The 25,757-nt window shown below is 69.2% G+C and carries 38 protein-coding genes and 1 pseudogene; 36 read left to right on the forward strand and 3 right to left on the reverse strand.

What is annotated here, in order from left to right:
* Positions 1-108 precede the first annotated feature (108 nt).
* The 10 genes from CR470_RS05890 (at position 109) to CR470_RS38650 (ending at position 9,248) form a co-directional block, all read left to right on the forward strand.
* Positions 109-300 (forward strand): hypothetical protein, encoded by a 192-nt coding sequence (locus CR470_RS05890; protein ID WP_097866515.1) that lies wholly within the window; start codon positions 109-111, stop codon positions 298-300.
* Between the two features lie 39 nt (positions 301-339).
* Complete coding sequence (locus CR470_RS05895; protein ID WP_257138454.1) at positions 340-711, forward strand: hypothetical protein; 372 nt, start codon at positions 340-342, stop codon at positions 709-711.
* 85 nt (positions 712-796) lie between these two features.
* Positions 797-2,953 carry an FtsK/SpoIIIE domain-containing protein gene (locus tag CR470_RS05900; protein WP_257138455.1) on the forward strand — a complete coding sequence of 719 codons (2,157 nt, stop codon included), beginning with the start codon at positions 797-799 and terminating at the stop codon, positions 2,951-2,953.
* A gap of 296 nt (positions 2,954-3,249) precedes the next feature.
* Positions 3,250-3,441, forward strand: coding sequence for a hypothetical protein (locus CR470_RS05905; protein ID WP_097866516.1), 192 nt, complete (start codon positions 3,250-3,252; stop codon positions 3,439-3,441).
* Positions 3,438-4,325 carry a bifunctional DNA primase/polymerase gene (locus CR470_RS05910; protein ID WP_097866517.1) on the forward strand — a complete coding sequence of 296 codons (888 nt, stop codon included), beginning with the start codon at positions 3,438-3,440 and terminating at the stop codon, positions 4,323-4,325. Before CR470_RS05905 ends, CR470_RS05910 begins: the two co-directional genes overlap by 4 nt.
* 158 nt (positions 4,326-4,483) lie before the next feature.
* Positions 4,484-4,675, forward strand: coding sequence for a hypothetical protein (locus tag CR470_RS05915; protein ID WP_257138456.1), 192 nt, complete (start codon positions 4,484-4,486; stop codon positions 4,673-4,675).
* The gene (locus CR470_RS05920; protein WP_097866518.1) at positions 4,672-5,835 is read left to right on the forward strand and encodes a DUF3631 domain-containing protein; all 1,164 of its coding nucleotides are present in this window, start codon (positions 4,672-4,674) and stop codon (positions 5,833-5,835) included. The genes CR470_RS05915 and CR470_RS05920 overlap by 4 nt, the downstream gene beginning before the upstream one ends.
* Before the next feature lie 180 nt (positions 5,836-6,015).
* Positions 6,016-6,213 (forward strand): helix-turn-helix domain-containing protein, encoded by a 198-nt coding sequence (locus tag CR470_RS05925; RefSeq protein ID WP_031100247.1) that lies wholly within the window; start codon positions 6,016-6,018, stop codon positions 6,211-6,213.
* Positions 6,213-7,349 (forward strand): tyrosine-type recombinase/integrase, encoded by a 1,137-nt coding sequence (locus tag CR470_RS05930; protein WP_097866519.1) that lies wholly within the window; start codon positions 6,213-6,215, stop codon positions 7,347-7,349. Before CR470_RS05925 ends, CR470_RS05930 begins: the two co-directional genes overlap by 1 nt.
* Before the next feature lie 126 nt (positions 7,350-7,475).
* Positions 7,476-9,248 carry a DUF4209 domain-containing protein gene (locus CR470_RS38650; RefSeq protein ID WP_107489444.1) on the forward strand — a complete coding sequence of 591 codons (1,773 nt, stop codon included), beginning with the start codon at positions 7,476-7,478 and terminating at the stop codon, positions 9,246-9,248.
* A 253-nt stretch (positions 9,249-9,501) separates the two neighbouring features.
* Here CR470_RS38650 and CR470_RS05935 read toward each other — a convergent pair whose 3' ends face one another.
* The 3 genes from CR470_RS05935 to CR470_RS05945 all read right to left on the reverse strand — a co-directional run bounded on the left by CR470_RS05935 (position 9,502) and on the right by CR470_RS05945 (position 11,569).
* Positions 9,502-10,797 carry a site-specific integrase gene (locus CR470_RS05935; protein WP_097866520.1) on the reverse strand — a complete coding sequence of 432 codons (1,296 nt, stop codon included), beginning with the start codon at positions 10,795-10,797 and terminating at the stop codon, positions 9,502-9,504.
* Entirely contained in the window at positions 10,787-11,035 is a 249-nt protein-coding gene (locus tag CR470_RS05940) for a hypothetical protein (protein WP_097866521.1), read from the reverse strand. The genes CR470_RS05935 and CR470_RS05940 overlap by 11 nt, the downstream gene beginning before the upstream one ends.
* A gap of 165 nt (positions 11,036-11,200) precedes the next feature.
* Entirely contained in the window at positions 11,201-11,569 is a 369-nt protein-coding gene (locus tag CR470_RS05945) for a helix-turn-helix domain-containing protein (protein ID WP_218923751.1), read from the reverse strand.
* A 266-nt stretch (positions 11,570-11,835) separates the two neighbouring features.
* Here CR470_RS05945 and CR470_RS05950 point away from each other — a divergent pair, with 266 nt between their 5' ends.
* The 26 genes and pseudogenes from CR470_RS05950 (at position 11,836) to CR470_RS06070 (ending at position 25,690) form a co-directional block, all read left to right on the forward strand.
* On the forward strand, positions 11,836-12,141 hold the full coding sequence (locus CR470_RS05950) for a hypothetical protein (RefSeq protein ID WP_097866523.1): 306 nt from the start codon (positions 11,836-11,838) through the stop codon (positions 12,139-12,141).
* Entirely contained in the window at positions 12,125-12,385 is a 261-nt protein-coding gene (locus CR470_RS05955) for a hypothetical protein (RefSeq protein WP_097866524.1), read from the forward strand. The genes CR470_RS05950 and CR470_RS05955 overlap by 17 nt, the downstream gene beginning before the upstream one ends.
* Positions 12,386-12,471: 86 nt before the next feature.
* Entirely contained in the window at positions 12,472-12,924 is a 453-nt protein-coding gene (locus CR470_RS05960; RefSeq protein ID WP_257138457.1) for a DUF6197 family protein, read from the forward strand.
* Positions 12,921-13,970: a hypothetical protein gene (locus CR470_RS05965; protein ID WP_097866526.1), complete on the forward strand. Its 1,050-nt coding sequence runs from the start codon at positions 12,921-12,923 to the stop codon at positions 13,968-13,970. Before CR470_RS05960 ends, CR470_RS05965 begins: the two co-directional genes overlap by 4 nt.
* Complete coding sequence (locus tag CR470_RS05970) at positions 13,970-14,170, forward strand: hypothetical protein (protein ID WP_097866527.1); 201 nt, start codon at positions 13,970-13,972, stop codon at positions 14,168-14,170. Before CR470_RS05965 ends, CR470_RS05970 begins: the two co-directional genes overlap by 1 nt.
* A complete protein-coding gene (locus CR470_RS05975; RefSeq protein ID WP_097866528.1) occupies positions 14,167-14,586 on the forward strand; it encodes a hypothetical protein in 420 nt (139 codons plus the stop codon). The genes CR470_RS05970 and CR470_RS05975 overlap by 4 nt, the downstream gene beginning before the upstream one ends.
* A complete protein-coding gene (locus CR470_RS05980) occupies positions 14,583-14,864 on the forward strand; it encodes a hypothetical protein (RefSeq protein ID WP_097866529.1) in 282 nt (93 codons plus the stop codon). Before CR470_RS05975 ends, CR470_RS05980 begins: the two co-directional genes overlap by 4 nt.
* 91 nt (positions 14,865-14,955) lie before the next feature.
* Entirely contained in the window at positions 14,956-15,192 is a 237-nt protein-coding gene (locus tag CR470_RS05985; protein ID WP_097866530.1) for a hypothetical protein, read from the forward strand.
* A complete protein-coding gene (locus CR470_RS05990; RefSeq protein ID WP_097866531.1) occupies positions 15,192-15,647 on the forward strand; it encodes a hypothetical protein in 456 nt (151 codons plus the stop codon). Before CR470_RS05985 ends, CR470_RS05990 begins: the two co-directional genes overlap by 1 nt.
* A complete protein-coding gene (locus CR470_RS05995) occupies positions 15,647-16,696 on the forward strand; it encodes a YqaJ viral recombinase family nuclease (protein ID WP_097866532.1) in 1,050 nt (349 codons plus the stop codon). The genes CR470_RS05990 and CR470_RS05995 overlap by 1 nt, the downstream gene beginning before the upstream one ends.
* Positions 16,693-17,475 (forward strand): ERF family protein, encoded by a 783-nt coding sequence (locus CR470_RS06000; protein WP_257138458.1) that lies wholly within the window; start codon positions 16,693-16,695, stop codon positions 17,473-17,475. The genes CR470_RS05995 and CR470_RS06000 overlap by 4 nt, the downstream gene beginning before the upstream one ends.
* The gene (locus CR470_RS06005; protein WP_097866533.1) at positions 17,472-18,173 is read left to right on the forward strand and encodes a 3'-5' exonuclease; all 702 of its coding nucleotides are present in this window, start codon (positions 17,472-17,474) and stop codon (positions 18,171-18,173) included. Before CR470_RS06000 ends, CR470_RS06005 begins: the two co-directional genes overlap by 4 nt.
* Entirely contained in the window at positions 18,173-18,490 is a 318-nt protein-coding gene (locus CR470_RS06010; RefSeq protein ID WP_097866534.1) for a hypothetical protein, read from the forward strand. Before CR470_RS06005 ends, CR470_RS06010 begins: the two co-directional genes overlap by 1 nt.
* On the forward strand, positions 18,487-19,116 hold the full coding sequence (locus tag CR470_RS39420) for a hypothetical protein (protein WP_257138460.1): 630 nt from the start codon (positions 18,487-18,489) through the stop codon (positions 19,114-19,116). Before CR470_RS06010 ends, CR470_RS39420 begins: the two co-directional genes overlap by 4 nt.
* Positions 19,113-19,550, forward strand: a complete 438-nt coding sequence (locus tag CR470_RS06020; protein WP_097866535.1) for a hypothetical protein — start codon at positions 19,113-19,115, stop codon at positions 19,548-19,550. Before CR470_RS39420 ends, CR470_RS06020 begins: the two co-directional genes overlap by 4 nt.
* A pseudogene (locus CR470_RS40345) lies at positions 19,547-19,795 on the forward strand (WhiB family transcriptional regulator); the annotation flags it as partial. The gene CR470_RS06020 and the pseudogene CR470_RS40345, both read left to right, overlap by 4 nt.
* Before the next feature lie 290 nt (positions 19,796-20,085).
* Complete coding sequence (locus tag CR470_RS06030) at positions 20,086-20,340, forward strand: hypothetical protein (protein WP_097866537.1); 255 nt, start codon at positions 20,086-20,088, stop codon at positions 20,338-20,340.
* A complete protein-coding gene (locus CR470_RS06035; protein ID WP_097866538.1) occupies positions 20,337-20,711 on the forward strand; it encodes a hypothetical protein in 375 nt (124 codons plus the stop codon). The genes CR470_RS06030 and CR470_RS06035 overlap by 4 nt, the downstream gene beginning before the upstream one ends.
* A gap of 2 nt (positions 20,712-20,713) precedes the next feature.
* Positions 20,714-21,511, forward strand: a complete 798-nt coding sequence (locus tag CR470_RS06040) for a YfdQ family protein (RefSeq protein WP_257138461.1) — start codon at positions 20,714-20,716, stop codon at positions 21,509-21,511.
* A complete protein-coding gene (locus tag CR470_RS06045; RefSeq protein WP_097866540.1) occupies positions 21,511-21,807 on the forward strand; it encodes a hypothetical protein in 297 nt (98 codons plus the stop codon). Before CR470_RS06040 ends, CR470_RS06045 begins: the two co-directional genes overlap by 1 nt.
* A 33-nt stretch (positions 21,808-21,840) precedes the next feature.
* A complete protein-coding gene (locus CR470_RS06050) occupies positions 21,841-23,703 on the forward strand; it encodes an AAA family ATPase (RefSeq protein WP_143663778.1) in 1,863 nt (620 codons plus the stop codon).
* Between the two features lie 45 nt (positions 23,704-23,748).
* Positions 23,749-23,985 carry a hypothetical protein gene (locus CR470_RS38660; protein ID WP_107489445.1) on the forward strand — a complete coding sequence of 79 codons (237 nt, stop codon included), beginning with the start codon at positions 23,749-23,751 and terminating at the stop codon, positions 23,983-23,985.
* Positions 23,986-24,019: 34 nt separating this feature from the next.
* Complete coding sequence (locus tag CR470_RS06055) at positions 24,020-24,616, forward strand: hypothetical protein (RefSeq protein WP_097866542.1); 597 nt, start codon at positions 24,020-24,022, stop codon at positions 24,614-24,616.
* Between the two features lie 5 nt (positions 24,617-24,621).
* Entirely contained in the window at positions 24,622-24,999 is a 378-nt protein-coding gene (locus CR470_RS06060) for a hypothetical protein (RefSeq protein WP_097866562.1), read from the forward strand.
* The gene (locus CR470_RS06065; protein ID WP_097866543.1) at positions 24,999-25,349 is read left to right on the forward strand and encodes a hypothetical protein; all 351 of its coding nucleotides are present in this window, start codon (positions 24,999-25,001) and stop codon (positions 25,347-25,349) included. Before CR470_RS06060 ends, CR470_RS06065 begins: the two co-directional genes overlap by 1 nt.
* Complete coding sequence (locus tag CR470_RS06070; RefSeq protein ID WP_097866544.1) at positions 25,346-25,690, forward strand: hypothetical protein; 345 nt, start codon at positions 25,346-25,348, stop codon at positions 25,688-25,690. Before CR470_RS06065 ends, CR470_RS06070 begins: the two co-directional genes overlap by 4 nt.
* The last annotated feature ends 67 nt before the right edge of the window (positions 25,691-25,757 follow it).

Raw genomic sequence — 25,757 nt, forward strand, 5'->3', positions numbered from 1 at the left:
GCCCCCGATCGAGGGCCGGGGCACCTCCCAGAGGTGCGGGCCGTGCAAGAAGGCCCTTGACCAGCACCGCCCCGGCCACCACTGACCCGGACCAGAGAGGAACCCCGCATGCCGTTCAAGGCAGGTGACAAGGTGCGGATCGTCTCGTGCGAGGACGACCCGCGCGCGGCCGGCAGAACCGGCCGGATCGTCGACGAAGTACCGCCCGGCCCCCTCACCGGGGGCCGCTGGACCGTGCACGGGATCGGGCTGCTGATCGGCCCCGCCCTGTGCCACCCCCACGAACTGCGGCCCGCCTGACGACTGCCCGCGCCACCCCCTGGGCACCACGCCCCGGAGGTGGCAAGGGGAGCCGGACAGCCCGGCCCCACCCTCTGGGAGGCCACCGTGCACAGCTACACCCGAGCCGAATCCCGCGAACGTTCCCGCCTGTTCCGCAAGGGCTTCAAGCAGGCCCTCGCGGACTGCGTCGACCCGCACGTCACCCGGCGCATCGAAGCCATCGACCGGGCCGCCGCCGAACGCGGTGCGCTCGAACTCCGCGCCCTGCACGACGTGCAGGCGACCGCCCGGCAGGACCTGGCCAGGACCAAGGCCGCCGAGCGCACCGCCCCCCGCGCCGACAAGCCCGCCGCGAAGCAGGCCCGCAAGGAAGCCGAACAGCGCGTACGCCTCGCCGAGCGGGCCGTCCAGAAGGCTGAGCGCGGCTGAGCGGGGGCGGCCGAACCCGGCCAAGGAAACCGGCCGCCCCCATCACACCCCACCCAAGCCATTGATCAGGAGAGGCACGTTCATCATGACCGAACCCGCCATCGCGGACCCCGGAATGGGGACCGTGCACCACCTCGACGACCACCGCCCCACCCCGCCGGCCGAACCGGTCACCCTGGTCAAGGACCCGGCCACCGACCAGACCAGCACCCCGGCCTCGGCCGTCCCGCAGGGGTCGCGGGTGGTCCGCACCGCCCGCGCCCTCCGCACGGCCGCCACGCACGAACGAACGCGGGCGACTGGCCGGTTCACCGTTCGCCACGGCATGTACGTGGTCGGCGGCGGGCGGATCGTGGCCCGGCGGGCGTGGGAGGGCCGCACCGCCGCCCGCTACGAGCGAATGTTGCGAGCGGCTGAAGCCGCGGGGAACCTCGACCTCGCCACCGAGTGGGAAGAGCGCGGCCAGCGGTTCCGCGCCGCACGCCACCAGCGCCGTATGGACTTCCTGTCGGCTCCGGTGAAGGCGGCCAAGGGGGCGGCGGCCGGGCTCGGCATCACCGCCGGTGGCCTGCTGCTCCTCGGGATCATCCTCGCCGTCGCCAACGAGAACTTCGCCGACCTCGCCACCCCGACCCTGGCGTTGATCGAGCTGGTCCGGTGGATCGTCGTCATCATCACCGTGGTGTGGGGGCCGCTGGTCGCCCTCGGACCGTGGGCCGCCTTACTCGCCCTGTGGGGCGTGGGCCGTCACCAGCAGGCCGCACCGCAATGGGTCCTCCCGGCCCGCACGGCGGACGCGGGTGCGCCGATCACCCCGTCCGTCGTCGTCACCGCCCTGCGCGACCTCGGCATCGCCCCGCTCAGGCAGGCGGTGAAGGAGATGGGCGATGCGGGGGCCGCGATGCTCGGGCCGATCCGGATCGCCGGATGCGGCGTCGAAGTCGACGTCACCCTCCCCTCCGGCGTCGCCACCAACGAAGTCCAGAACCGCCGGCGGAAGCTCGCCGAGAACCTCGCCCGCCACGAACACGAAGTGTTCATCACCATCCCGCAGGCCGCCCGCACCGTCCGGCTCTGGATCGCCGACAGTGGGGCCCTGGACGAGCCGATCGGCCCCTCCCCGCTCCTCACCGACACCACCCTCACCGCCGACTACACCAAGGGCCGCGCCCCTTGGGGCCAGGACCTGCGCGGGGATGCCGCCCTGATCAGCCTCTACCAGCGCCACATGCTCATCACCGGGCTGTCCAACCAGGGCAAGACCGCCGCCCTGCGCGCGCTCGCACTCTGGCTCGCCCTGGACCCCCGCGTGGAGTTCCGGGTGGCGGACCTGAAGGGTGTCGGGGACTGGGGCATGTTCGACGGCCTCGCCACCGTGCTCATTCAGGGGCCGACCGATGACCACGTCATCGAGGCAACCGAGATGCTGGAAGACCTGGTCACGGAGATGGAACGCCGCATCCAGGCACCGCCCGGCACCGTCTTCACGCCGCTGATTGGCATCGTGGATGAGGCGCAGGTCGCGTTCATGTGCCCGGTCGTCGACAGCGCGAAGCGGCCCTACGGCGGGTCGAAAGCTACGGCCCGGTACTTCATGGCCGCCCGGAAGATCCACAACCAGGGGCGGGCCGTGGACGTGCTGCTCTACCAGGGCACCCAGGACCCCACCGACCAGAACCTCCCCAAGCTGGTCCGCGAAGGCGCACACACCCGGGCGTCCCTCGCGCTGGGCACGGAGTCGCAGGCCCGCATGGCGCTGGGGGACAAGGCTGTCGATGGCGGGGCCGCGCCGAACCTGCTGCGGCCGGGCCTGGACAAGGGCACGGTCGTCGTCGCATCCGACGGGATCAAGATTCCCGCCGGGCAGGCCGCCCTGACGGTGCGGACGCACTACATCAGCACCGACGACGCCGCCGAGATCGCCGAGAGGGCCAAGGCCCTGCGCGACGGCGTCACCACCCTCCACGCGGTCGACCGTGGTGAGGAGCGTGACCCGCTCATGGACGTGCTGACCGCCCTGGGAGATGCCTCCCGCGTCCTGACCACGGACGTGCTCAAGCGGCTGACCGCGCTGAGCGAGGACGCCTACGGGACGTGGTCGCACCTGGACCTGAAGCGGGTCCTGGACGGCACCGGGGCCGAGCCCTACAAGTCCGACGGCCGGATGGTCATCGCCCGGGACCGGCTCTTCCGCCACCTCGCCAACCGCGACACCGATGGTTCCGCTTCCGCCGCCGAGTGACGGGGAGTCGCACCCCGTGGGGTCAGGGAGGCAGGGAGAAGTCCCTGACACCCTCCCTGACCCGCCTCCCTGGCCCTGACCAGCAGAAATGATCTGTCAGGGAGTCAGGGAGGCACCGCAGGTCAGACCCCCGAAACCCTCTCCACACACACCCCGGCAGGGGGTGCCCAAGCCTCCCTGCCGCATCGACAGCAGGGATTCCGGATACCGCCCGGCAAGCCGAAAGCGGCCCCTCTCACGCCAATGAACCGGGGCCGCTCTCGTCCGCCAGTCACACAGAACTGGAGACATTCATCATGACTCACCCCACCCCCGTGCGGGAGGCCGCACGCGTCGTCGCGATCGAGGCCGCCCGCGCCTACGTCGCGAACATCGGCCCCATCGACCTCACCAACCCGGGCGTCCTCGTCGGCCACCTCATGGCCGCCGAAGCCCTGCTCATGGAAATCGTCGCCGCGCACGACGAGCCCACCGGAGCCGCGGCATGAACACCAACCTCCTGACCGCTGCCCTGGACGCGGCCGGGCGCGACTGGCACGTCTTCCCGCTCCGCCCCCGCGACAAGCGCCCCGCCCTACACGGTGAGACCGCCTGCACCGGTACCGGCGACTGTTCGACTGGTCACCGGAAGTGGGAGCAGCGGGCCACGACCGACCCCGACCGCATCCGCGCCGCTTGGTCGGTGGGACCGTTCAACGTCGGGATCGCCACGGGCCCGTCCAGGCTAGTCGTGGTGGACCTGGACCCGGTCAAGGCCAAGGACCCGAAAGGAACGCCTGACGGCGTCACTTCCCTGCAAGCGCTCTGCGAGCGCGCCGGGCAGACCCTCCCCACTACCTACCGAGCCCGGACTGCGAGCGGTGGGCACCACCTGTACTTCACCGCCCCGCCCGGGGTGCGGCTCGGCAACAGCGCGGGCAGGCTCGGCAAGCACATCGACACCCGCGCCCACGGCGGCTACGTCGTGGGCGCCGGGAGCAGCCTCCCGAACGGTGCGTACGACGTGGTTGACCCCACCGCGCCCGTACCACTCCCGGAATGGCTGTGCGGCCTCCTGGCGCCCCGTCAGTCGACACGGGCATTGATGGCCGCACCCGTGCCGGTTCGGGCCTCTCGGTACGCCGCAGCGGCTCTCAGGGCCGAAACAGCGGCCGTGGCCGGGGCTGGGGAGGGGTCGCGCAACTGGACACTGGTGAGGGCCGCCCGCGCTCTGGGGCGGTTCATCCCGTCCGGCGACCTCGCCCGCTATGAGGTCGAGCAGGCTCTTAGTTCGGCGGGATTGGCGGCCGGACTCCGTGAGAACGAGTGCCGCAGCGCTGTGGCCAGCGCTCTGAACTGGTCCATCGCCAACAACCCCGGGCGGCCGGCATGACCACCGCCCCGAATCTCCGCCTTAAGAGCCTGCCTGCCGCTACGAACACCCCCCGCCCCGCCAACGTCGCCGCAGCACGGATTACCGGTGGCGAGCCGAAAGGCGTCGGCCGCAAGGCCGTCCCCGTTGCTGTTCTCCCTGACCCACACCCGATCACGGTGACCGGCATCCGCCCCGGCCTCACGGTGCGCGGTCTCGGCCGCAACCAGACTCCCGCCGCTGACTGGCTCTGCTCCTGCGGTCACCACGAACGCGCCTGGGGTCGCCGCGCCGTCACCGAACTCACCACCCGCGCATCCGTCGGGCACTGCCCCCACAACACCCCCGCCACCGGGAGGGCCGCCGCATGACCGACTCGGCATCCACCACACCGCCCATCGACGGAGCCGCGCTGCTCGACGAGGTGGAGGCATTCCACCGCCGTTTCAACGTCTTCCCTAGTGAGGCCGCGTTCGTCGCGGTCGCTCTGTGGGACGCGCACGCTCACCTGCTCGACTGCTTCGACTCCACACCCCGCATCGCCTTCCTGTCCCCCGAACCGGGGTCCGGGAAGACCCGGGCGCTGGAGATCGTGGAAACCCTCGTCCCGCAACCCATGACGGCCGTCAACGCGTCCGCCGCCGCCTTGTTCCGGTCCGTCTCCGCAGACAACGGCAAGCCCACCATCCTGTTCGACGAAATCGACACCGTCTTCGGGCCCAAAGCAGGAGACAACGAGGAATTGCGCGGCTTCCTGAACGCCGGTCACCGCCGTACCGGGGTCACCTACCGGTGCATTGGTGACGGGGGGCAGCAGACCGTGCAGGCCTTTCCCTCGTACTGCGCAGTCGCGGTCGCCGGTCTCGGCTCACTCCCGGACACGATCATGAGTCGGGCCGTCATCGTCCGCATGCGCCGCCGGGCCCGTAACGAGAAGGTCGAGCCCTTCCGGGCCCGTATTCACGAAGCCGAAGGACACAAGCTCCGGGACCGGCTCGCCCAGTGGGCTGAACACGCCCGCGGCTTCGTCATGGGCGCCTGGCCGGACATGCCCGACGGGGTAAGTGACCGGCCGGCCGACGTGTGGGAACCGCTGCTCGCCATCGCCGACGCGGTCGGCGGTCACTGGCCCGAGCGGGCCCGCGCCGCGTGCGTGACCCTCGTAACTGCCTCCCGTGCCAATGACAAAGGCAGCATCGGTGTCCGGCTGCTCACCGACCTGCGTGACCACGTCATGGTCGGCATCGACCGCCTGCCCACAGTCGCCATCCTCGACAGGCTCAACGCCCTGGACGACGCGCCGTGGGCCGACCTCCACGGCAAGCCACTGGACAACCGGCGCCTGTCCAAGATGCTCGCCGAGTACATGACGGCCGACAACGAGCCCATCGCCTCCCGCAACATCAAGACCGCCGGGAGCGTGCTCAAGGGCTACTACACCGCCGATCTCTGGGACGCCTGGGCCCGCTACTGCCCCCCACCCCCGGAAAGTCCGCTACCTCCGCTACCCGGCACCGAGAACACAGTCTGACCAGCACTAACACGGTAGCGGCACCCGGTCTCGGTTGCCGCTACCCATCCGCTACCGCTACCCCCTCCCGCTACCTCCACCAGGCTCCTGACCTGCGAGGTAGCGGCGGTAGCGGAAGTAGCGCCCCTGACAGGTAGGGGCCCCAGCCCCTCTTTCGCTCTGCCCAGGAGGCAGTGACCCATGAGCGCCCCCCTGTCCACGACCACCGAGGCCCTGACCGTCCCTGAGGTCATGCGCGCGCTGCGTCTCAGCCGGTTCAAGGTCTACGACCTCATCCGCTCACGCGAACTCAAGAGCATCAAGATCGGCCGGTGCCGCAGGGTGCCCGCCGATGCCCTCCGCACCTTCATCGATCACCAGTTGGAAGAGGCCGCCTGATGGCACGCAAAAGAAATCCGAACGGCGCAGGCAGCATCTGGCAGCGCAAAGACGGCCGTTACGAAGCGCGCGTCTATGTTCCCCAACCCGACGGGACACGCAGGCGCAAGACCGTCTACGGCAGCACCTGGGACGAGTGCGACGCCAAGCGGCAGGAGCTAGTCCTACGCGACCGGCAAGGCATCCCAACGCCCACCCGCTCCGCCAAGCTCTCCGAGTGGCTGCCCTACTGGCTGGAGGAGTTCGTCAGGGACGACCGCAAGAAGACGACGTACGCCAAGTACGAGACGCACGTGCGCCGCTATCTGATCCCGCAAATCGGCTCTAAACGACTGGAGACCCTTGGGGCCGCCGACGTGCGACGCATGCTCACAGCCGTGACGGCACAAGCGTCGGCTGCGACAGCCAAGGAGTCGCACCGCGTTCTCCGCAGCGCTCTTACGGCCGCATGTCGCGAGGAGCTGATCACCAGGAACGTAGTCAAGCTCGTCCCGGCCCCCCGGGTTCAGTCGCGAGAGCTGAAGCCGTGGAACCTGGAGGAGACGACGACGTTCCTGGAGGCCGCGAGGAAGGATCCGCTGTACGCGGCGTTCGTGCTCGCCGTAGCTTTGGGGCTGCGGCGAGGAGAGGTCCTTGGACTCCGCTGGTCGGACATCGACCTGGAGCGCCGCACTCTCACCGTGCGGAACCAGATCCAGCGGGTGCAGAAGGAGCTCTACGCGGACTCCACGAAGAACCGCCGCACGCGCGCCATCCCCGTACCGCTCATGTGCGTGGCACCGCTGCGCTGGCAGCGGCTCCGCCAGGGTGAGCAGCGTCTCGCCGCAGCGCACGCCTGGATCAACAGCGACTACGTGTTCACGACCAGGACCGGGCGAACGATCGAGCCGAGGAATCTCAGCCGGTCGTTCGAGCGCATCACGGAGGACGCTGGACTGCGCCGCATCCGGCTGCACGATGCCCGGCACGGGTGTGCCACGCTCCTGTTCGCCGCAGGTGTGCCGGCGCGGGTCGTGATGGAGATCCTGGGGCACTCGCAGATCGCCGTCACGATGAACATCTACACCCACGTTTCTGACGACAAGCGACGAGAGGCCATGGGACACATGGACCGTCTCCTTCGACGCCGCCGCTGATGTCTAGGCTCGCCTCTCGTAGGCCCTGCTACGGGAGGCGAGCTTCAGTCCACGGGGCATTCGGGTAGAACTGGGGGTCTTCGGAAACTGGTAGATATCCCCCAACGACCCCTGCACACTGTGCATATGCCGAGTACTGATGCCCAGTTGTCAACCATCGCCAATTGGATCGACAGCGCAGCGCTGTCCGAGACACCCCTTCAAGCTCACAGGGAATTTAACGGAAAGATCCCTATTAGCGAGCACGAAGGCCCAGTGGAATCCGTTGGAGGAATTTCGGCGACCAGACGGGCAGCCGCCTGGGCTTTCGCGTACCATGTTCAAGTTGTTGAGAATGACGGCAAATGGCGAGTGCAGATCGTTCCCTACTTCCAAGGGCCAGACAGTCACTCCATACCTCCTCAAGTCCCTGACGTTTCGGATTTCGGCGTAGAAACATGGACAGCACTTAGTGCGAAAGTTTGCTCTCATTTCGGCAAGGCGCGATTGCACCACCTATTGTTCGAAAGAAAGGTTGGGAAAGTACGCGATCACGCCATTCTCGCCGCGCAGTCCTATTTGACTTTGGCGGGAACTTGGGAGAAGGAACTAGACAAAGGGGAATGCCTCAATATAGCGCTTCGCCTGGCGCGTTCGGTAGGAAATCATGACCTCGCCAACAACGTGGTAACTGCGATGCTGACTCTCGCCACCAATGTGATCGCAAGCGATGCACATAAGCCCGGCGCGGCGACTCAAATACTCGGTCCTCTGATCGGCGAGCGAGTTCCACCAAAGGCGTTGCAGGGCCTACTGGACGCCGCCATCGACAGATACGATTCCCCATTCGTCAAAGCCCAATTCTTCAGCCTCAAGCTGCGACTTAACAAGGGGGACGGGGCGCGCAGCGGCATCTACTCTGACCTAGTCCAGATGTGGCTGGACGCAGCAGCTAAGGCAACGGGTCTCGTCCGAGCCGGGCACCTCAAAGCGGCCCTGCAGCAGGCGCAAGCATCTGCGGTACCTCACCTCATCGACCGAGCAGCGAGCTCTCTGCAAACACTACGAAATGAGGACCTGGGACTTAAATCATTCAGCGCCTCTAGCGCCGTGAGCCGGGAAGAGTTTGAGTCCTATCTAAAGCCAGTAGTGGATTGCACCGACTGGCAACAAGCCTTGCTTCACTTCGCATTTACCTACGGCCCCGCAACTGGATCCATAGAGAACACCAGAAAGAGAGCCGCAGAGTACGCGAAACATTCTGTCCTCGCAGACCTAGCCACAATGGAACTCATTGGATCCGACGGACTTCCTAGATTTTCTCCTCAAAGCGACGCCGAGATCGAGGAAGTGCGCCTGACGCGCCAGGAAAGCTTCACCCTGCAACACATGGCCCCTCTGCTGGCCATCGCGCTTCATAGAATCGCAGAGACACACGGCGTACCGACGGAGGAGGACCTAACGAGCTTTTTCGCTCAGGGGATGCTGACTGACGCCGAGCTTGCCTCATCCATTGCGCGATGTTTCATTCGCTATTGGTCCGGAGACACCGAAGGAGCGGCCTTCACCATCGCGCCAAAAGTTGAGACACTAGCCCGAAATCTGGTGCTAGCGCTGGACGCAGGAGTATACAAACTACAGAGAAACGAAAAGCCAGGGCAGTACCCTGGTCTGGGATACCTGCTAGGGGTTCTGCGCACAAAAGACATGGATGAATCGTGGTACCGCAGTATCCTCACAATTTGCGGAAACCCAGCGGGCGGCTGGAACCTGCGCAACGAAATCGCCCACGGATTCATACCTGCCGCTGGATCCCCTGCGGCAGCCCTGCTGTTCCAGTGCGTGATCTACCTCTGGAGCCTCGGCGCGAAGCCGCAGAACGTTGACGCTGAGGTGGAGACAGGAGGCGAGCAAGCCTGACTGCCGTCATCTACTACCGTCAACGCCCCCGCAGCGGCTCGCTGCGGGGGCGTTCTGGCTGGTGGGCGCGGACGGTTTCGAACCGCCGACATCTGCTTTGTAAGAACCCGTAAACCCGGGCCGGGGGCTTCCGAGAACTTCCGAGAGCTTCCGAGTGCCGCTCTCACCTGCGAAAACGGAAAGCTCCGAGAGTTTCCGAGAGCCTCCGAGCGGGGTTTGTGGCATCTACGTGGCATCGATGCGGCATCCGCCCTCACGACACAGCCCGCAACGGACGGCCCTTGACCAGCGCAGCCCGCACTTCCTCCACCAACTCCGGCCCCGCGTGCTGGTACAGCCACGTCACCCGGCCCCCACGCTCGTGCCCCATGATGACCTGGACGTCCTTCTCCGGGACCCCGGCGTCCTTCAGCCTTGTGGCGAACGTGTGCCGCAGATCGTGCACCCGCGGCCAGAATTCCGTGCGGCCCGTCTCCGGGTTCTTCACCTCACGGGCCAGGCCAGCGGCCTTGATGGCGGGGATCCAGTGCCGGCGGAAGTTCGGGCGCGTCAGGACCCCGTCGAGGTCCGTCTTCACCCCGTCCTTGTTCTTCCTCTTGGTCCCGGACAGCGGCCCTCGGAAGATCAGCTCTTCGGCGTGCATCCCATCGCCGATCGCTGACTCCGTGGCGGCTGGGCTCAGCCTCGCCATCATCACCTTCACGGCCTCGACCGCTGCCGGGGTCAGAGGCACCGTGCGGAATCCGGCCCTCGACTTCGGCGCAGCCTTCCTCCGAATCGTGCCACGGTCGTCGATGAGAACTTCCTTCACCTTCACCGTGGCACCGTCGAGGTCCACGTTGCAGGCCCGCAGCCCCGTGTACTCGCCCCACCGCATCCCGGTCTCTTCAGCAAAGACTACGACGGGCAGGTAGTAGGCAGTGAGGTGTTCGCGGATCAGCGCACACTGTGCTGCGGTGGGCGGGATCATTTCGTCGGGGTGCCGGGCTGGCGCCGGGGCCACCTCGATGTCGGTGCAGGGGTTCACGCTGATGCGGCGGTCGCGGAGCGCAGCGACCATCATGTGCCGCAGCAGCTCCAGCACCTTCTTCTGCGTGGCGTGGCCCTTAACCTCGTTGGTGATCCAGTCCTGCACCTGCATCCACGTGATGCTGTTCAGCTTGCGTTTGCCCCACTTCGGCTGAACGTGGACTGTCCACGCGGACAGCTTCCGGTTCTTCGTGGTGATGGACGTGACCTTCACGGTCGGCCACCAGATTGCGTACCAGTCGTCCACGGTGATCGCGCCGCGCTTCGGGTCCTGGTAGGTCCCCTCGCGCACCTGCGTGCGCACCCTGTCCAGGTGGGCCGTGGCTTCCTTCTGGGTGGGGAAGACGGGCCCGCACTGCTTGCCGTCGGGGTCCCGGTAGCGGGCCTGCCAACTTCCGATGCAGTCGCGCCGGGGCTTCCGCTCGCCGTGCTTGTCGACGGGGTAGTGCTCGATGCAGGCCTTGCAGCCGCAGCCCTTCTCTCGTAGCTGTCGCGGGTTGTTCGTGGCTCTACGCGCCATGGGTCACCGCCTGCTCTCCTGTCCTCTGCTGTGGGATCCGGGGAGCCAGGTCGAGCGGCTCCCCGCAGAAACAGCGTGCACCGAACTGGGGCTGTGGCACTGCCAGTTCGGAGAGAATCGCCCGTACGGCGGTGACCGTGCGTTCGCGGTCGAGGCCGGTCGGCAGGGCGATGGTCTGGGTGGCGGCGTCGTAGGGCCGAGCCGAGCCGATCGGAGCGTATTGGACGCGAATACACATGCGGACCCCCGTGTACGCAGGCGGGATGGGATACCTGCGGTCGATGAGGGGAGGGCATCGGCCGTGCGAACGACCGTACCTCTCAGTCGTTGATTATGCGACCACTGTTACACAAGATGACGCCCCATCAGGCACAGGGAGTGACGGGGTCCATTTAGCGGAGACTCACGACAGGGCGCGACGGTTGTGCTCGTTCAGCGCGCGGAGCTCCAGCTCCTTGATTTCCTGCTGCTCAGCGGTGAGGCCGCGGAACAGTTCGAGGAGGCGCTCCTCGGCGGCCGGCGCGAGGGGGCCAGGGATCTTGCGGCCGGCGGCGGCGAAGATCTGGTCTTCGGTGAACTTGGGGTAGGCCGCAGCAAGGGCGCGCAGGGCGTCCGGGCGGGGCTGCCGCTTCCGGTGGACCCACGTGTTGACGGTGGAGACGGACACGCCGATGGCTGCTGCGATCTGGCTGTCGTTAGCGCCGTACTCGTCCTTGAGGCGCGCGAGCAGCTGCGCGAGGTCTTCGGTGGGGGTCGCGTCGTCTGTGGCCACGCCTAAGGGTGCCCTTTGATCTCTACTTTTAGCAAGTAAAAGTAGAACCACGACGGAGTCACGCACCGGGCGTGACCTCCCCGTCACGCGCCCGCGCGCTGGCATATGTCACCACCATAGAACACGCATTCGAATCACGCGACACATCTCGGAAGCCCTCGGGAAATCTCGGAAGTTCTCGTTGACACAACTACGACTGCGACTGTAAAACTGTCACAGCACCTCAGAACGAGGGGCTCACCAACACCGAACAGCCCGAGGTAGCCATGCCCAAGGTGCTCCGCAACGGCGAAGGACAGCCACTCCGCGACGCACTGAAGCGCCAGCACCTCACCCTCGACCAGCTCTCCGAGAAGACCAAGCAGGTCGACCCGGAAGGCAGGGGCGTCAGCCCGGCCACCATCGCTCGACTCACCGGGCGCGGCACCACCGCCCGGGAGCGCACCGAACTCCGGACGGCGTGGCTGATCACCGAGGCCCTCGATGACCGCATGCACGCACTGTTTAGCCGCATGCCGACACATTCGACCGCGACAGTAGAAAGGTCAAGCTCCGATGCCGAAGAAGAGTGAACGCTTCACCACCCTGCCGGCCGGACTTCTTCCCCTGCTCAGCCAGCCGCAGCTGGAGACGTACTACGGCGTCTCCGACTGGACGGTTATCAAGTGGCTCAAGAAGGGGCTGCCGAGTCGCCCGTTCCCCGGCCGTGAAAAGCGCTTCGACCTCGTCGAGGTGGAGGCGTGGATGGCCGAGCAGGACCCGGAGTTCATCGAGGCCGGCACGACCGCACCGTTGCTGGTCGCCGCCTCCGTCTGACCCCGCACAAACCAAGGGACGCCGAGCCATGCCGGGCCCGACGCCCCTACGGCAGTACCTCAACCACTTCAGAAATCGAGGACACCGTGTCTGTACAGACTATCTGCCCCACTGATCTTCCCGCCGGTCACCGGCGCACGGTCCACGTGGACGTGACGATCCCCCGTCCGACGACCGTGCCGAGCGTGTTCCGGGCGGCTGCCCGGCTGCTCGCGGCGAACGGCCACTACCAGGGCGACTACTTGCCCGACCCGTTCAACCGGCGCCTCACGACCCCGGACGCTGAGCGCCCGCTGTCGATCGTGGCTGCGATCCGGTGCGTGGTGACCGGGGTCCCTCGCCGGTTCGCCCCGCTCGCTGAGGAGGCCATCAAGGTGTTGGCCGGTCGGCTGGAGGTCGACGGTGAGCCCGCGTGGAATGACGAGCCGGACAACCTCGCGATCCACGTTGCTGCGTGGGGTGACGTCGAGGGGCGTACGACGGAGTGCGCGGTCGCGGTGCTGTACGCGGCGGCTGACGCTACGGCGGTGTCCCTGTGAGCGCCGGTCCGGGCCCGCTGCGGGTTGAGACGCTGGACGGTGCGGTGTGGGTGCAGGCGGCGGTGACGCGCGCCGGGCTCGGCCTGTACTGCCCGGAGGGCGTCGTGGGTTGCCCGCGCTTCGTGATGGCGACGTTGGCCGAGCTGGCTGAGCACGGGGTGAAGGCGGCCCCGCCGGTGACGGACCTGCCGTCGGCGGTGGCGCTGATGGGTGCACGGCCGATGCCGGTGGGCGAGCCGATGCCCGTCGAGCTGACCGAGCAGCAGCTGGACGCGTTGAGCGCTGCGGGGAACCGTGCGCTGAACGATCACTACCACGAGGACCTGTGCTTCTGCCGGGAGTGGCCGGCCAGCTGCGAGAGCAGCGGTGCCTACTTCATGGGCACGTGGGACACGTCGGCGTTCGACATCGGTCTGCCTGCGGTGCTCGGTGTGTGGGAGCTGCTGCGGAATGACCGGCACGCGGCGAAAGTCGCGGAGCTGCGGGCGGACAACGAGCGGCTGCGGGCCCGGGTCGCCGAGCTGGAGGCTGCAACGTACGTGGCCCCGTCGCCGAGCTGCACGCGCTGCTACGGAGCTGACGCCGTGCGGTTCGTGGCCAACGGGGGCGTGACGGCTCCGTGCCGTGCTTGCGCGCCGTCCGAGCTGGAGGAGCTGCGGGCCCGGGTCGCCGAGCTGGAGGCGTCCTCCCCGTGGGAGCGGGCGGTGGCTGGGCTGAACGCCCTGGTCGACGCGGACATCGCGTTCTGGATCGAGCCGGACGGGCACATCAGCGGCCCGTTCGGGGACGAGCACATCGAGTGGGACCAGAAGACGAAGCGGTGGGTCCTCACCCACGACGAGGACGAGGGACTGGCCCCGCTGGGGCCCGATGACCCGTGCCACCCCTGCGGTTGCCCGAAGCGCTTCGGCCGGCACGCCGACGGATGCGCCTACTCAGAGTGCCCGAGCTGTGGAGCCCCGGCAGATGCGACCGGGCAACGCATCCCGGAACACCGCACCGGCTGCCCCCTCGACAACGTGACGCCGTCGGGCGGTGCCCTGTGATGGAGCACCCGCTGCCCGCGCTCGTCTGCCTCTCCGTGTCCGCGTTCGCCGCCGGGTCCATCCCCGTGCTGCTCCTCGCCCAAGCCGACCACCTCACCCCCGGATGGATCCGCGCTCTGCCGGCCGCCACCTCCCACGCCGTTCACGCCGCGCCGCTCACGGCCGCCGCACTCCTCATGCTCCTCGGAGGCAACCGATGAAGCTCACCCGTGCGATGCGGTTCTTCCGCTTCCTCACCACCACCCGCCCCCGTCTGATCGGCGGCGCGTACTCCGGCCCGACCCGCGTCAACGTCTCGTCGATCGCTGGCGGGGCCGTCCTCCACCTCGATCACCACCTCTTTTACTTGGTGCTGGAGTTGGCCGAGCAGTTCACCGAGGACCCCAAGGGAATCGGCGAACAGCTCCGCGAGATCGACGCCCTGTCGAACCCGGGCAAGGACTCGCACGCCCGACACGAGCGGGACGAGCTGGTCGACGACCTTCTGACGCAGCTCGGTGGGGCTGAACTGCGGCTGGTTGGCGAGCAGGTGCAGCGGGTGGCGGAGTTGCTGCTCTCGTCGAACGGTGCGGGCACGGTCGTGGCGCTCCCGTCACAGCGTCGAGGTGCCGCATGACCGCCCGCGACAGCCTGTCCTCCCGGCACGGCGGCGCCGAGCCCGGCCCGGCGGCCGAGGCCGACCGGTGGAACGCCGCGAACCCGGTGGGCTCCCTCGTCGTGGCCTACCCCGGGTGCCGCCCCGAGGACGACCCGAAAGCCGAACGGCTCTTCACCCGCACCCGCACCAAGGCGTCCGTCCTGGGCGGCCACACCGCCGTCGTCTGGGTCTTCAGGCACGACGCGTGCATCGCCCTCTCCCACGTCGACCGCGCTCAGGAAGGCGGTGCCGCGTGAGCCGCCGCGCCTGGGCCTGGTCCTTCACCATCACCGCCGTCCTCTGGTCCGTCGTCGCCTTCTCCCTCCTCACGATCCTCGGAGCCGTCACGTGAGCACCCCCATCACCCGGCGGGCCTGGCTCGCCGTCGCCGTCCAGCAGGAGCCCACCCCGGTCACCACGCACCGGGCCGCCGAGCTGCTGACCGCCTCCCCGTGGCCGTCGTCCGGCCGGAACACAGCGCGGAAGGACCTGCGGGCGCTCGCCGCACGCGGTGTCCTCGCCGCCGTCGACACCGCCGGGCGCCGCACCTACACCACGACCACCCCGGAACGGAGCGCCGCCTGATGACCGGACCCGAGCACTACCGCGAGGCCGAGCGCCTGGTGGCCGAGTCGTACACCATCCTCCGGCCCCACGACGAGGGGCCTTGCGAGGCCGACCGGTTGCTGGTCGCCGCGCAGGTGCACGCCACCCTCGCCCTCGTCGCCGCGCAGACGGCCCCGCCCGCGCCGCAGCTGGAGACCGAGCCCGCCGTCGCCTACGTCTACCGCGCCGCCTGGGGCCCGGTCCCCATGGGGACGTACACCAACCAGGCCGCTGCCCGCACGCACTGCACGGTCGACGCCACCAACAACGCAGACGACCCCTCCGGTCTCTCCTTCGACTGGATCGGCGACGAGTCCGAGCCGGACGCACCGTACGAACTGGTCGTCGAGAAGGACGGATCCGAGGAGACGACGGACTACACCGTCACGCGAATCACCGTCGCCGCCGAGTACGACCCGGAGGCGGACGCCTGATGACGAACACCGCGCTGGCCGGGGCGAGCACCGCCCCGGCCGCCGGCCGCCGAGTCACCCCGACCGGCCGCCTCATCCTCTCCGCTGACGCCGACCGCGCGGACTGGCTCACCGCCCGCCGCTCCGGTCTCGGCTCCTCCGACATGGCCGCAGTCCTCGGCATCAGTCGCTACGGCAACGCCCTCTCCGTCTACCACGACAAGACCGGCGGCCTCCCCCTGGAGAACGACGACTCCGAGCCCGCCTTGTGGGGCCGCGCCATCGAGGACACCGTCGCCCGCGAGTGGGCCCGCCGAAACCGGTCCGTGGTCCGCCGGGTCGGGCTCGTCGCCAACGTCGACCGCCCGTGGCAGATGTGCACCCTCGACCGCCGCGTCCTCGAATGCCCCCTCGCCGTCGACCGCGAACGCTGCGCCGTCGAGATCAAATGCCGCGCCGCGTTCAAGGCCGGACAGTGGCGCACCGGCTGCCCAGACGATGTCCTCGCCCAGACCCTGTGGCAGGCCGACGTCTGCGGCTACGACCACATCCACGTCGGTGTCCTCATCGGCGGCAACGACTACCGCCAGTTCGTCGTCCGAGTCGCGGACCACGAGCAGCTCATCACTGATCTGCGGGCCGCCGGGGCGCGGGCGTGGCAGCAGATCACCGACCGCCGCCCGCCGATCCTCCCGCACGACGCCGACCCCGAGGTGCTCCTCGACCTGTACGAGCAGCTGCACCACGACCGGGCCGGGATCGTCGCGATCGACCGCGACGGCGACGCCCTCGACGCGCTGTCCGACTACCTCGACGCCGCCGTCGACGAGCGCGAGGCGAAGGCCCGGAAAAAGACCGCCCTCTCTTCCCTCGTCGGTGTCCTCGGCAGCGCGGACACCGCGATCCAGGGCGGTCACGTCGCCTTCTCCTACGACGAGACGACCCGCGAGCACGTCGACCGGGAGCGGCTCCGCGAGGAGTTCCCCGACGCCTACGCGGCGTGCGTGGAGGACCGGCCGTCGCGCCGTATCAACATCCCGAAGACCGTCCGAGAGGCGCACCAGGCATGAGCACTCTTGCTGAGCGGGCGGCGGCTGCGGCCGGCCGTCCCCACACCACCACCCCGACGGCCGAGGAGCACACGCTCCCCGACACCGCCGAGCAGGCCCCGGCTGTCGACCCGATGGCCAACTACGAGCCGGGCGAAGACGACCCGGACATGGTCCCCGTCCACCTCGCCTGGCTCCGGGTCCGCAAAGAGGTCCGGGCCATCGCGAAGGGCGAGCAGTACAACGGCGGCGGCACCCGGTTCAACTTCCGTGGTGTCGACACCGTGGTCAACACCTTCGGCCCAGTCACACTGCGGCACGGCGTGAACGTCTTCCCCGTCAAGGTCGACGCCGAGTACCGGGACACCACCACGTCCAAGGGCAACAAGATGCGCGAGTGCACGGTCCGCGTCTCGTGGCTGATCGTCGGCCCGAAGGGCGACACGCTGTCGCTCCAGACGCAGGGCGAGGCGCTCGACTCTGCGGACAAGGGGACGGCGAAGGCCCAGTCCGTGGCGCTGAGGGTACTGCTACTGACGGGCGGGCTGACCCCGACGCACGACAAGGACCCGGACTTGTCGGTCATCGAGCGCGGCGAGGCACCGGTGCGTACGCCCGCGTCGTACCGCGACGAGGCCCTGGAGCGGAGCACGAGCCGCTCGCGGATGGTGCAGATCAACGCGGAGGTGAAGCAGCACGGGCTTGCCGGGGTGAAGGTCGTCAACGAGGTCGGTGACGAGGAACCGCTGGCCGGGCTGATCTTCCGCGTGGGTGCTGAGCGGTTCGGTGGTGGCGCATGAGCTGGCACCTCGGCCGCATGTGCGGCTTCGATATCGAGTCGACGGGCACTGACCCGCTGACCGCCCGCATCGTCACCGCCTGCGTCGTCCAGGTCGGCGGCAAGCAGCCCGCCCAGACCGCGAACTGGCTCACCGACGTCGACGGCCAGGAAATCCCCGACGAGGCCGCGAACATCCACGGCGTCACCACCGCCCGCGCACACGCCGACGGCGTCGACCTCCGCCAGGCCGTCGAGGAGATCCTCGGAGCCCTCGCCCAGGTCATCCTCTCCGGAGTCCCGGTCGTCGCGATGAACGCCCGCTACGACCTCACCCTCCTGGACCGCGAGGCCGAACGGTACGGGCTCGACCCGCTGCCGGCCCCGCTGGTGATCGACCCGTTCGTCATCGACAAGCACGTCGACAAGTACCGCAAGGGCAGCCGCAAGCTGACCGCCCTGTGCGAGCACTACAAGGTCCCGATCGGCGACGCGCACACCGCCGATGCCGACGCGATCGCCGCGTGCCGGGTCGCCTGGCGGCAGGGCACCATGCACCAGCCGCTCGCCGCGATGGGCCTGGAGCAGCTGCACCGGGCTCAGGTCGAGTGGGCCGCCGATCAGGCCACGAGCTTGCAGGCGCACTTCCGGAAGAAGGACCCGGCCGCGGTCGTCGAGGGTGCCTGGCCGCTCATCCCCCGCCAGCGGGGTGAGGCGTGATGCCGTTCATCCGCCGCAGCACCCTGCGCACCCTCCAGGCCCGCGTCGAGACGTACGCACAGGCCGCCCGCGACGCACGCCGTGTCGAGCAGTCCGCGCTCGCCAACTGCCGACGTCTCGCCGAGCAGGCGGCCGCGCCGGACGAGACGCTCGCGCAACTCCGTGAAGCGCGCGCCCAGCTCGCCGCCGAGACCCGCCGCGCCGACCGGCTCCAGGACCGCCTCGACGACGCCTGCGGCATCACCACCCCGGCCGTCGACGCCGGAGCCATGTGGCAGCAGAACCGCACGGACAAGACCCACGGAGTGAAGCCGTGACCACAGCAACCCTGTTCGACCAGACTCCCGCGGCCGGGCCGACCACCCGCCCGGCCGCGGTGACCCACCTCCCCCTCGTCATCGGCCTCGACGTCGCCATGGGCACCACCGGCGTCGCCGGCCTCGGCTGGACCGGCCACATCCACACCGCCGCCAAGGGGCAGCACGAGCGCTTCGCCCACCAGCTCGACGGCTGCGCCTCCTTCTACCGGCACGCGGACCTCGTCGTAATCGAGGGCGCCGCCTACTCGAAGAACAACCAGGGGGCCGACGCGCTCGCCGCGATGCGGTGGATGGTCCGCCACGACCTGTGGAAGCGCGGCATCCCGTACGCCGTGATCACGCCGAGCAAGAGGATCACGTACGCCACCGGCAGCACCGTCCACCGCGACGAGACCGGCGCCCGCCTGAAGGGCACCGCCCTGAAGGGCCTGGTCCGGTCGGCGGTCGCCGAGCGGTACGGCATCGAGACCGAAGGTAAGTGGCGGTACGACGAGGCCGACGCCTACGTCCTCCTCGCGATGGGCCTGCACCACTACGGGCACCCGCTCGCCCCGGTCCCGCCCACCCACGCCCGCGCCCTTGAGGGCTGCACCTGGCCCGAGACTGTGGCGGTGGCCCGATGAAGGCCCGCACCGACGTGATCGCCATGCTCCGCGAGGGCCACTCCGACGCCTCCATCGTCCGCGCCCTCCACGTCGACTACAAGACCGTCGCCGCCACCCGACGCACCCTCCACATCCCCCAGCACAAGCCCGGCAAGCCCCCCGCAGCCAACCCCCAGGTGCTGTTCGACCAGCGCGTCCGCCCCGTCGGCGGCGGACACCTCGACTGGACCGGCTACCGCAACGCCGCAGGCCTCGCCGCATTCCGCTGGGCCGGGCGCACCTACACCGCCAGCCGCTTCGCGTTCGAGACCCACTACGGCCGGCCGCCCGTCGGCAAGGTCATCCCGGGCTGCGACCAGGACGGGTGCGTGCAGGGCTCGCACCTCGAAGACCAACCGATGCGCCAGAAGCTCCGCACCCAACTCGCCTCGATCTTCGGAGGGACGTCATGACCAACACCGCGTGGCAGCTTCGCGGGTCCTGCCTGGACGAAGACCCCGACCTGTTCTTCCCACTCGGCACCACCGGCCCGGCCCTCACCCAGGCCGAGGAAGCCAAGTACGTCTGCCGCCGCTGCCCCGTCATGCAGCAGTGCCAGGAGTGGGCCCTCGACAACCGCGTGGAAGAAGGGATCTGGGGCGGCCTCGACGAAAACCAGCGGCGCTCCATCCTGCGCCACCGGTCCCGCGGGACAGCCCCGTTCCGCACTCGGAAACCGATCCCCGCGTTCACCACCCACCGCGAGGCGTACGACCTCATGACGAACGCCATCGACGGCCACGTCCAGTGGACCGGCACTCCCGAGATCCGGATCGGCGATCAGCGCCTCAGCCGCAACCAAATCGCCTGGCACGTCATCCACGGCCAGCCGCCGGTCGGACGCGTCTACCCCGACTGCGACCACAAGGGATGCGTGCAACACCTCACCGACCAGGAGACCCGCAACGCGCGGGCCCGGGGCCGCACCGCCGACATGCCCGTCGCGGCATGACCGGCTACCCGCTCCCCGGCGGCCGGCAAATCACCGGAGTGCTCACCGTCGTCCTCGGCCGCCAGCTCAAGGGCGGCACCTGGGCCGAGCACCCCAAGGCCAAGTACGAGTGCCTCGCCTGCCGCACCACCGAGGGCCCCGTCGTCGGCGCCGCCGCCGTCACCGCGTTCACCCAGACCATCCGCATCACCCACCCGGCCAACTGCCACCCCACCGCCCAGCGCCACCACGAAGGAGCACAAGCCGCATGACCGAGCGCACCAACCCCGAGACCGGCGAGATCACCGAGACCGCGCCCGTCGCCGCGTTCCTCGCCTCCCACCTCAACGGCCGCACCGAAGAGGAGCTGAGCACGGAGTTCCACACCCTCCTCGAAGCGGTCCGCGCCCACGGCAAGAAGGGCCAGATGACGATCACGATCATCGTCGACCCGCCCGCCAACGGCGTCGAGTCCGCGCCCATGCCGATCGGCATCGAGTCCGCGGTCAAGGCCCCCAAGCCCACCCCGGTCAAGTCCCTGTACTTCCTCGACGACGACGGGCTGCCCGTCCGCGAGGACCCCCGCCAGATGGCCATGGACTTCCGCACCGCCCCCGCCACCAACACCTTCAAGGACGCCTGAACATGACCGACATCCAGCCCGTCATCGACACCGCCCTCCGCTCCGCCCCGCCGGCAGAGCTCACCCCGGGCAAGGTGTACGCCTTCCACACCCCCACCGGCGTCCACCAGGTCGACCTCACCGGCCCCGCCGCCGCCCCCACCCGGAAGACCGGCACCACCACCGTCCGCGACGCCGCCAGCTTCCACGCGTACTTCGAGAAGCACGCCGACATCGACACCGAGGTGTACGCCGACTCCGACCGGCTCACCATCACCGCCGTCCTCGACGCCCACCAGGCCGACGCCCCGCGCTTCGGCGGCCACGTTCTCCGGCTCTCCCTCCGCGAGACCGAGGCGTGGAAGCAGTGGGCCACCCTCGACGGAAGGCTCCTCGGCCAGGAGCAGTTCGCCGAGTTCCTCGAGGACCACCTGCCCGAGCTGCTGGAGCCGTCGGCGGCCGAGATGCTGGAGATCGCCCAGTCGATCCAGGGGGCGACGAAGGCCGAATTCCAGTCCTCCACCCGCCTCAGCAGCGGACAGCGCCAGTTCCAATTCGTCGAGACGACGACCGCGAAGGCGGGACAGAAGGGCCAACTCACCATCCCGGAGACGTTCACGATCGGGCTCGTCCCCTTCGACGGCTCCGAGGGCTACAAGCTCACCGCCCGCTTCCGCTACCGCGTCGGCCGCGACGGTGAACTGACCCTCGGCTACAAGCTGGAGCGGCCCGGGGACATCCGGGCCAAGGCCTTCCAGGACGTCGTCACCGCGATCGGCGAGCACATCGACCAGCCGGTCATGAACGGCACCCCCGCCTGATGGCCCGCGCGAGCAGGAAGGGCAGCAGCCCCACCCGCTGCCCTTCCTGCTCCGCACCCACCCTCACCCAATGGGTCGGCGACACCGCCGCAGTACGGGTCACCGCGGACCTCACCCCCCTCACCCCCGCCCAGCAGGCCGAGGCCCGCACCCCCAACCGGCTCATCTGGTGCCTGGTCACCGGCGAACACCGGCCCCTGCGCCTCCGCTGGATCCACACCTGGCACCCCCAGAACTGCCCCCACCCCCACGTCACCGACCACCAGTGCACAGCGCCACCGACGACCCTCTTCTGATCGGAGCCCGCCACCGTGGAGAACGTCCGCCACATGAACCCGCGAGACACGGGCGACACGCACGCCTCGGACAGCGGCGCCATGGACGCAGAGCTCGACGTCATCGGCGGATGCATGCACTATCCACGGCACATCCCCGCCGTGCAGGCCATCCTCAAGGGCAGCGACTTCGTACGCCCCGCACACGAACTGATCTGGGGCGCGCTCACCCACCTCGCCGCCCGCGGGGAACCCACGAACCACATCGCCGTACGCATCGAGCTGGAGAAGCGGAAGGAACTCACCCGCGCCGGCGGACTGAACTACGTCATCGCGGTCGGCGACCACGTCGGCGGCGGCGACCCCTTGTACTGGGCCGAGAAGGTCCGGGCCGCGGCCGACCTTCGCGCCGAGGCCGACCTCGGCCGCCGCATCGTCCAGCAAGCCACCGCCCCCGACGCCGAACCCGGCCAAGCCGTCACCTTCATCGACGACTACCTCCAGCGGCAGAAGGAACGCGCCGCCGGCCGCTCCGGCGACCCCGCAGACGCGCTCCTCGCCGAACTCCTCGACGCCTCGTCGCTGGACAACATGCCCACCCTGGAGCCCCTCGTCGGGGACCTCCTCCACCTCGACACCCTCGCCCGCATCATCGGCCCCTCCGGCCACATGAAGAGCTTCGTCACCATCGACATCGCCGGGCACGTCGGCACCGGCATGAAGTGGCACGGCCACCACGTCCGCCAGGGCACCGTCGTCTACCTCGTCGCCGAAGGCGCCCGCGGTATCCGCCAGCGCGTCCGCGCCTGGGAGAAGCACCACGGGCTGAAGATGACCGGCGTCCTCTTCCTGCCCCGCCCCGTCCAGGCCCGCGGCCCCGAGTGGGACACCCTCATCGAGGCGATGCGCCGCCTCCAGCCCGCCATGATCGTCATCGACACCCAGGCCCGCGTCTCCGTCGGCGTCGAAGAGAACTCCAACACCGAACTCGGCATCGTCATCGAGCGGATGGACGACCTCCGCCGCGCCACCGAAGCCTGTGTCCTCCTCATCCACCACACCGGACACATCGGCGAGCACGGGCGCGGCGCCTCCGCCGCCAAGGGCGCCCTCCAGTCCGAGATGCACGTCTCCAAGAAGGGCGACAACGCCCGCAACATCGTCGTCACCATGAAGGTCGGCAAGCAGAAGGACTCCGAGGAAGGCGCCGACCTTCAGTTTGGGCTGAAGGTCGTCACCCTCGACGGCGAGCACAAGCCCGACGGCCGGCCCGTCACGAGCGTGGTCCTGGAGTCCCTCGACCAGCGGCCCGACGTTCCCGCGATCGGCACGCCCGCCTGGCTGGTCCGCCGCCTCGACACCGACCGTGTGGACATCGCCTGGGGCAGCCCGCGGGTCATCCGGTGGTGCGCCGACCGAGGCATCCAGATGCGGAAAGGCCTCATCGAGGAGGCCGTCCGGATCCGGAAGAACCGGAACAGCTTCGACGACCCCCATATGCGGACGGGGGATGACAACCCGGACACCCACACCGGGGCAGGCCAGGCATACACCCCCGAAGCGGACCCACCCCCGTCCGATTGCACCCGAAATGACCTCCCCCCAGACCTCCCCCCTACAACTTTCAACCAACCTCCCCCCGAAAACGGGGGGACCCCCGGGGAGTTCACACAAAACCCCAGGTCAAACATCCCCCCAACCACGGGGGGAGGCCCGGGGGATGGCCCATCAAAACCTCCCTCCCCCCGCTCCCCCTCTAGGGAGGGGGGAGGTGTGGGGAGCGACGAGGAAAACACCACCCCCACCGCACCCCTCTGCACCATCTGCGGCCACACCCTCCAGCCACTCCGAGCCGAACGCGGATACGACACCCACCTCGGCTGCGACCCCACCACCGGCAGCCACCCCGCCGCATAAGCCCCGGACCAACCAGCCCCCAGCCCAACCACCAGGAGCAGACCCATGACCACCACCGACTGCCAGACCTGGCTCGTCACCCCGGACACCATCACCGCCGTCGACGACGCGGTCGACGCGTACGGCGTCTACGCGAAGGGCTACTTCGAGTGGGTCGACGGACGCACCGCCATCGTCGGCCTCCGCGTCGGTACCGGCCCCGACCGTGTGGTGGCCCGGTTCGGCGACACGCTCGTCCGCCACCCTGACGGCCAGTGGTCCGTCCGGCCGGCCACCGCGTGACCGTCCTCCCGCCCGCCACTTCCTGGAGCAGCCCATGACCATCGACACCACCACTGAAGACTGCGGAGCCGCCTTCACCGAGTACACGCCCACCCCCGGCGGCACCCCCTACCAGCAACTCGCCTTCCTCCGCATCCACGACCGGGCCGTCGAAGCGCTCCTCGCCGGCCAGCACGACGCCACGCAACTCGGCCTCGACGGACACAAGGCCCACGCCCACGCCGTCGACGCCGTCCTCGCAGCAGTCGGCCCGGCCTACGCCGCAGCCGCCATCAACCGCGTCGCCACCGACCTCATCGAGAAGGTCAACGAGGACACCTTCGTGGCGCTCGACAGCATCGCCGCCACGCTCGACCTGGACGTCGTCGAGGACCTCGACGGATCCAACGGCACGGGCGACGACGGCCCGATCATCAGGGTCTTCCGCCGCGCGGACGGCTGGCTGTTTGGCGGATCGCAGACTGCGGAGCCCTGCACCAGCAACCACCACCGGGAGCAGGACGGCCGCCCCGCGTGCACGGCTGACGCGGTGTGGAAGGTCGTGGAGGACCACGGCATGCACCTCACCATCGGCTTCTGGTGCGACGAGGACTTCCCCGCCGAACACCGGCACCTTGCCGAGGGGCTGTGACCCCGGTGCCGATCCGTCCGGAGAACCGGGCCCGGTACCCGAAGGACTGGCCGGCCATCAGCCTCCGCATCCGCACCGAGCGCGCCGCCGGCCGGTGCGAGTGCGTCGGGGAGTGCGGGCGCGGCACCCACCCGGGGCGCTGCCCGAACGTCAACCGCGGCCGGGCGTACGGCACCGGGTCCCTGGTGATCCTCACCGTCGCGCACCTCGACCACACCCCGGAGAACTGCGACCCGGCGAACCTGCGGGCGATGTGCCAGGGGTGCCACCTGCACTACGACCGGGAGCACCACCGGCAGACCGCGGCCGCGACCCGGCGCGCGGCGCGGGAAGCCGCCGGCCAACTCGCCTTCACCGTCCCCGCCGACCCGAGGAGCCCCTGATGCGCATCCGGATCTGCAACGTCCCCGGCTGCACCAACAAACACAGCGCCCGCGGCTACTGCCCCCGCTGCTACCAGCGCTACGTCCGCCACGGCAACCCCACCTACCTTGTCGCCACGGACTACGACCACGCGGTCGTCGAGCGGGCGGTGGCCGGGAACTGGAACGGTCGCATGACCCAGGCCGAGCGCGACGAGACCATCCGCCGCCTCCACCGCCGCGGTCTCACCGACCGGCTCATCGCTAATCACCTCGACATCGGTACCAGCGGCGTCTGCATGGCCCGCTACCGCCTTAACCTCCCCGCGAACCAGGCGCCCGTGGGCGACCGGTCAGGGCGTGCCGCGTGAACACCCACGAACAGCGGTGCCCGCACTGCCGGGCCAAGAACGGCACTGACACGGTCCCCACCGCGGTCGAGCCGATCGCCCTGCCCGACCCGATGCCCGAGCAGCCCACCGGGTTCCGCGTCTACTACCCGGACGGCCACACCCAGGACTGCACTCTCCACCCCGATGGCCGTCTCACCATGACCGCGGGCGGGAGCGACTGGGTGTCGGCGCTCGCGTTCGAGGAGATGGCCGAGACGAGCTGGGCCGGGGTGCACATCGAATGGAACCCCGGGCCGCTGGAACCTGCCACCACCATCCCGGCCGCGGTCGTCCAGGACGCCCTGCTCCCCGCCGCGTGACCACACAGTGCGCCCGCCCGGGTCGTAGCCGGGCGGGCGCCCCACCACCGTACCGATCACCTGGAGC

It is taken from the genome of Streptomyces sp. rh34, assembly GCF_002551245.1.
Classification (GTDB): Bacteria; Actinomycetota; Actinomycetes; order Streptomycetales; family Streptomycetaceae; genus Streptomyces.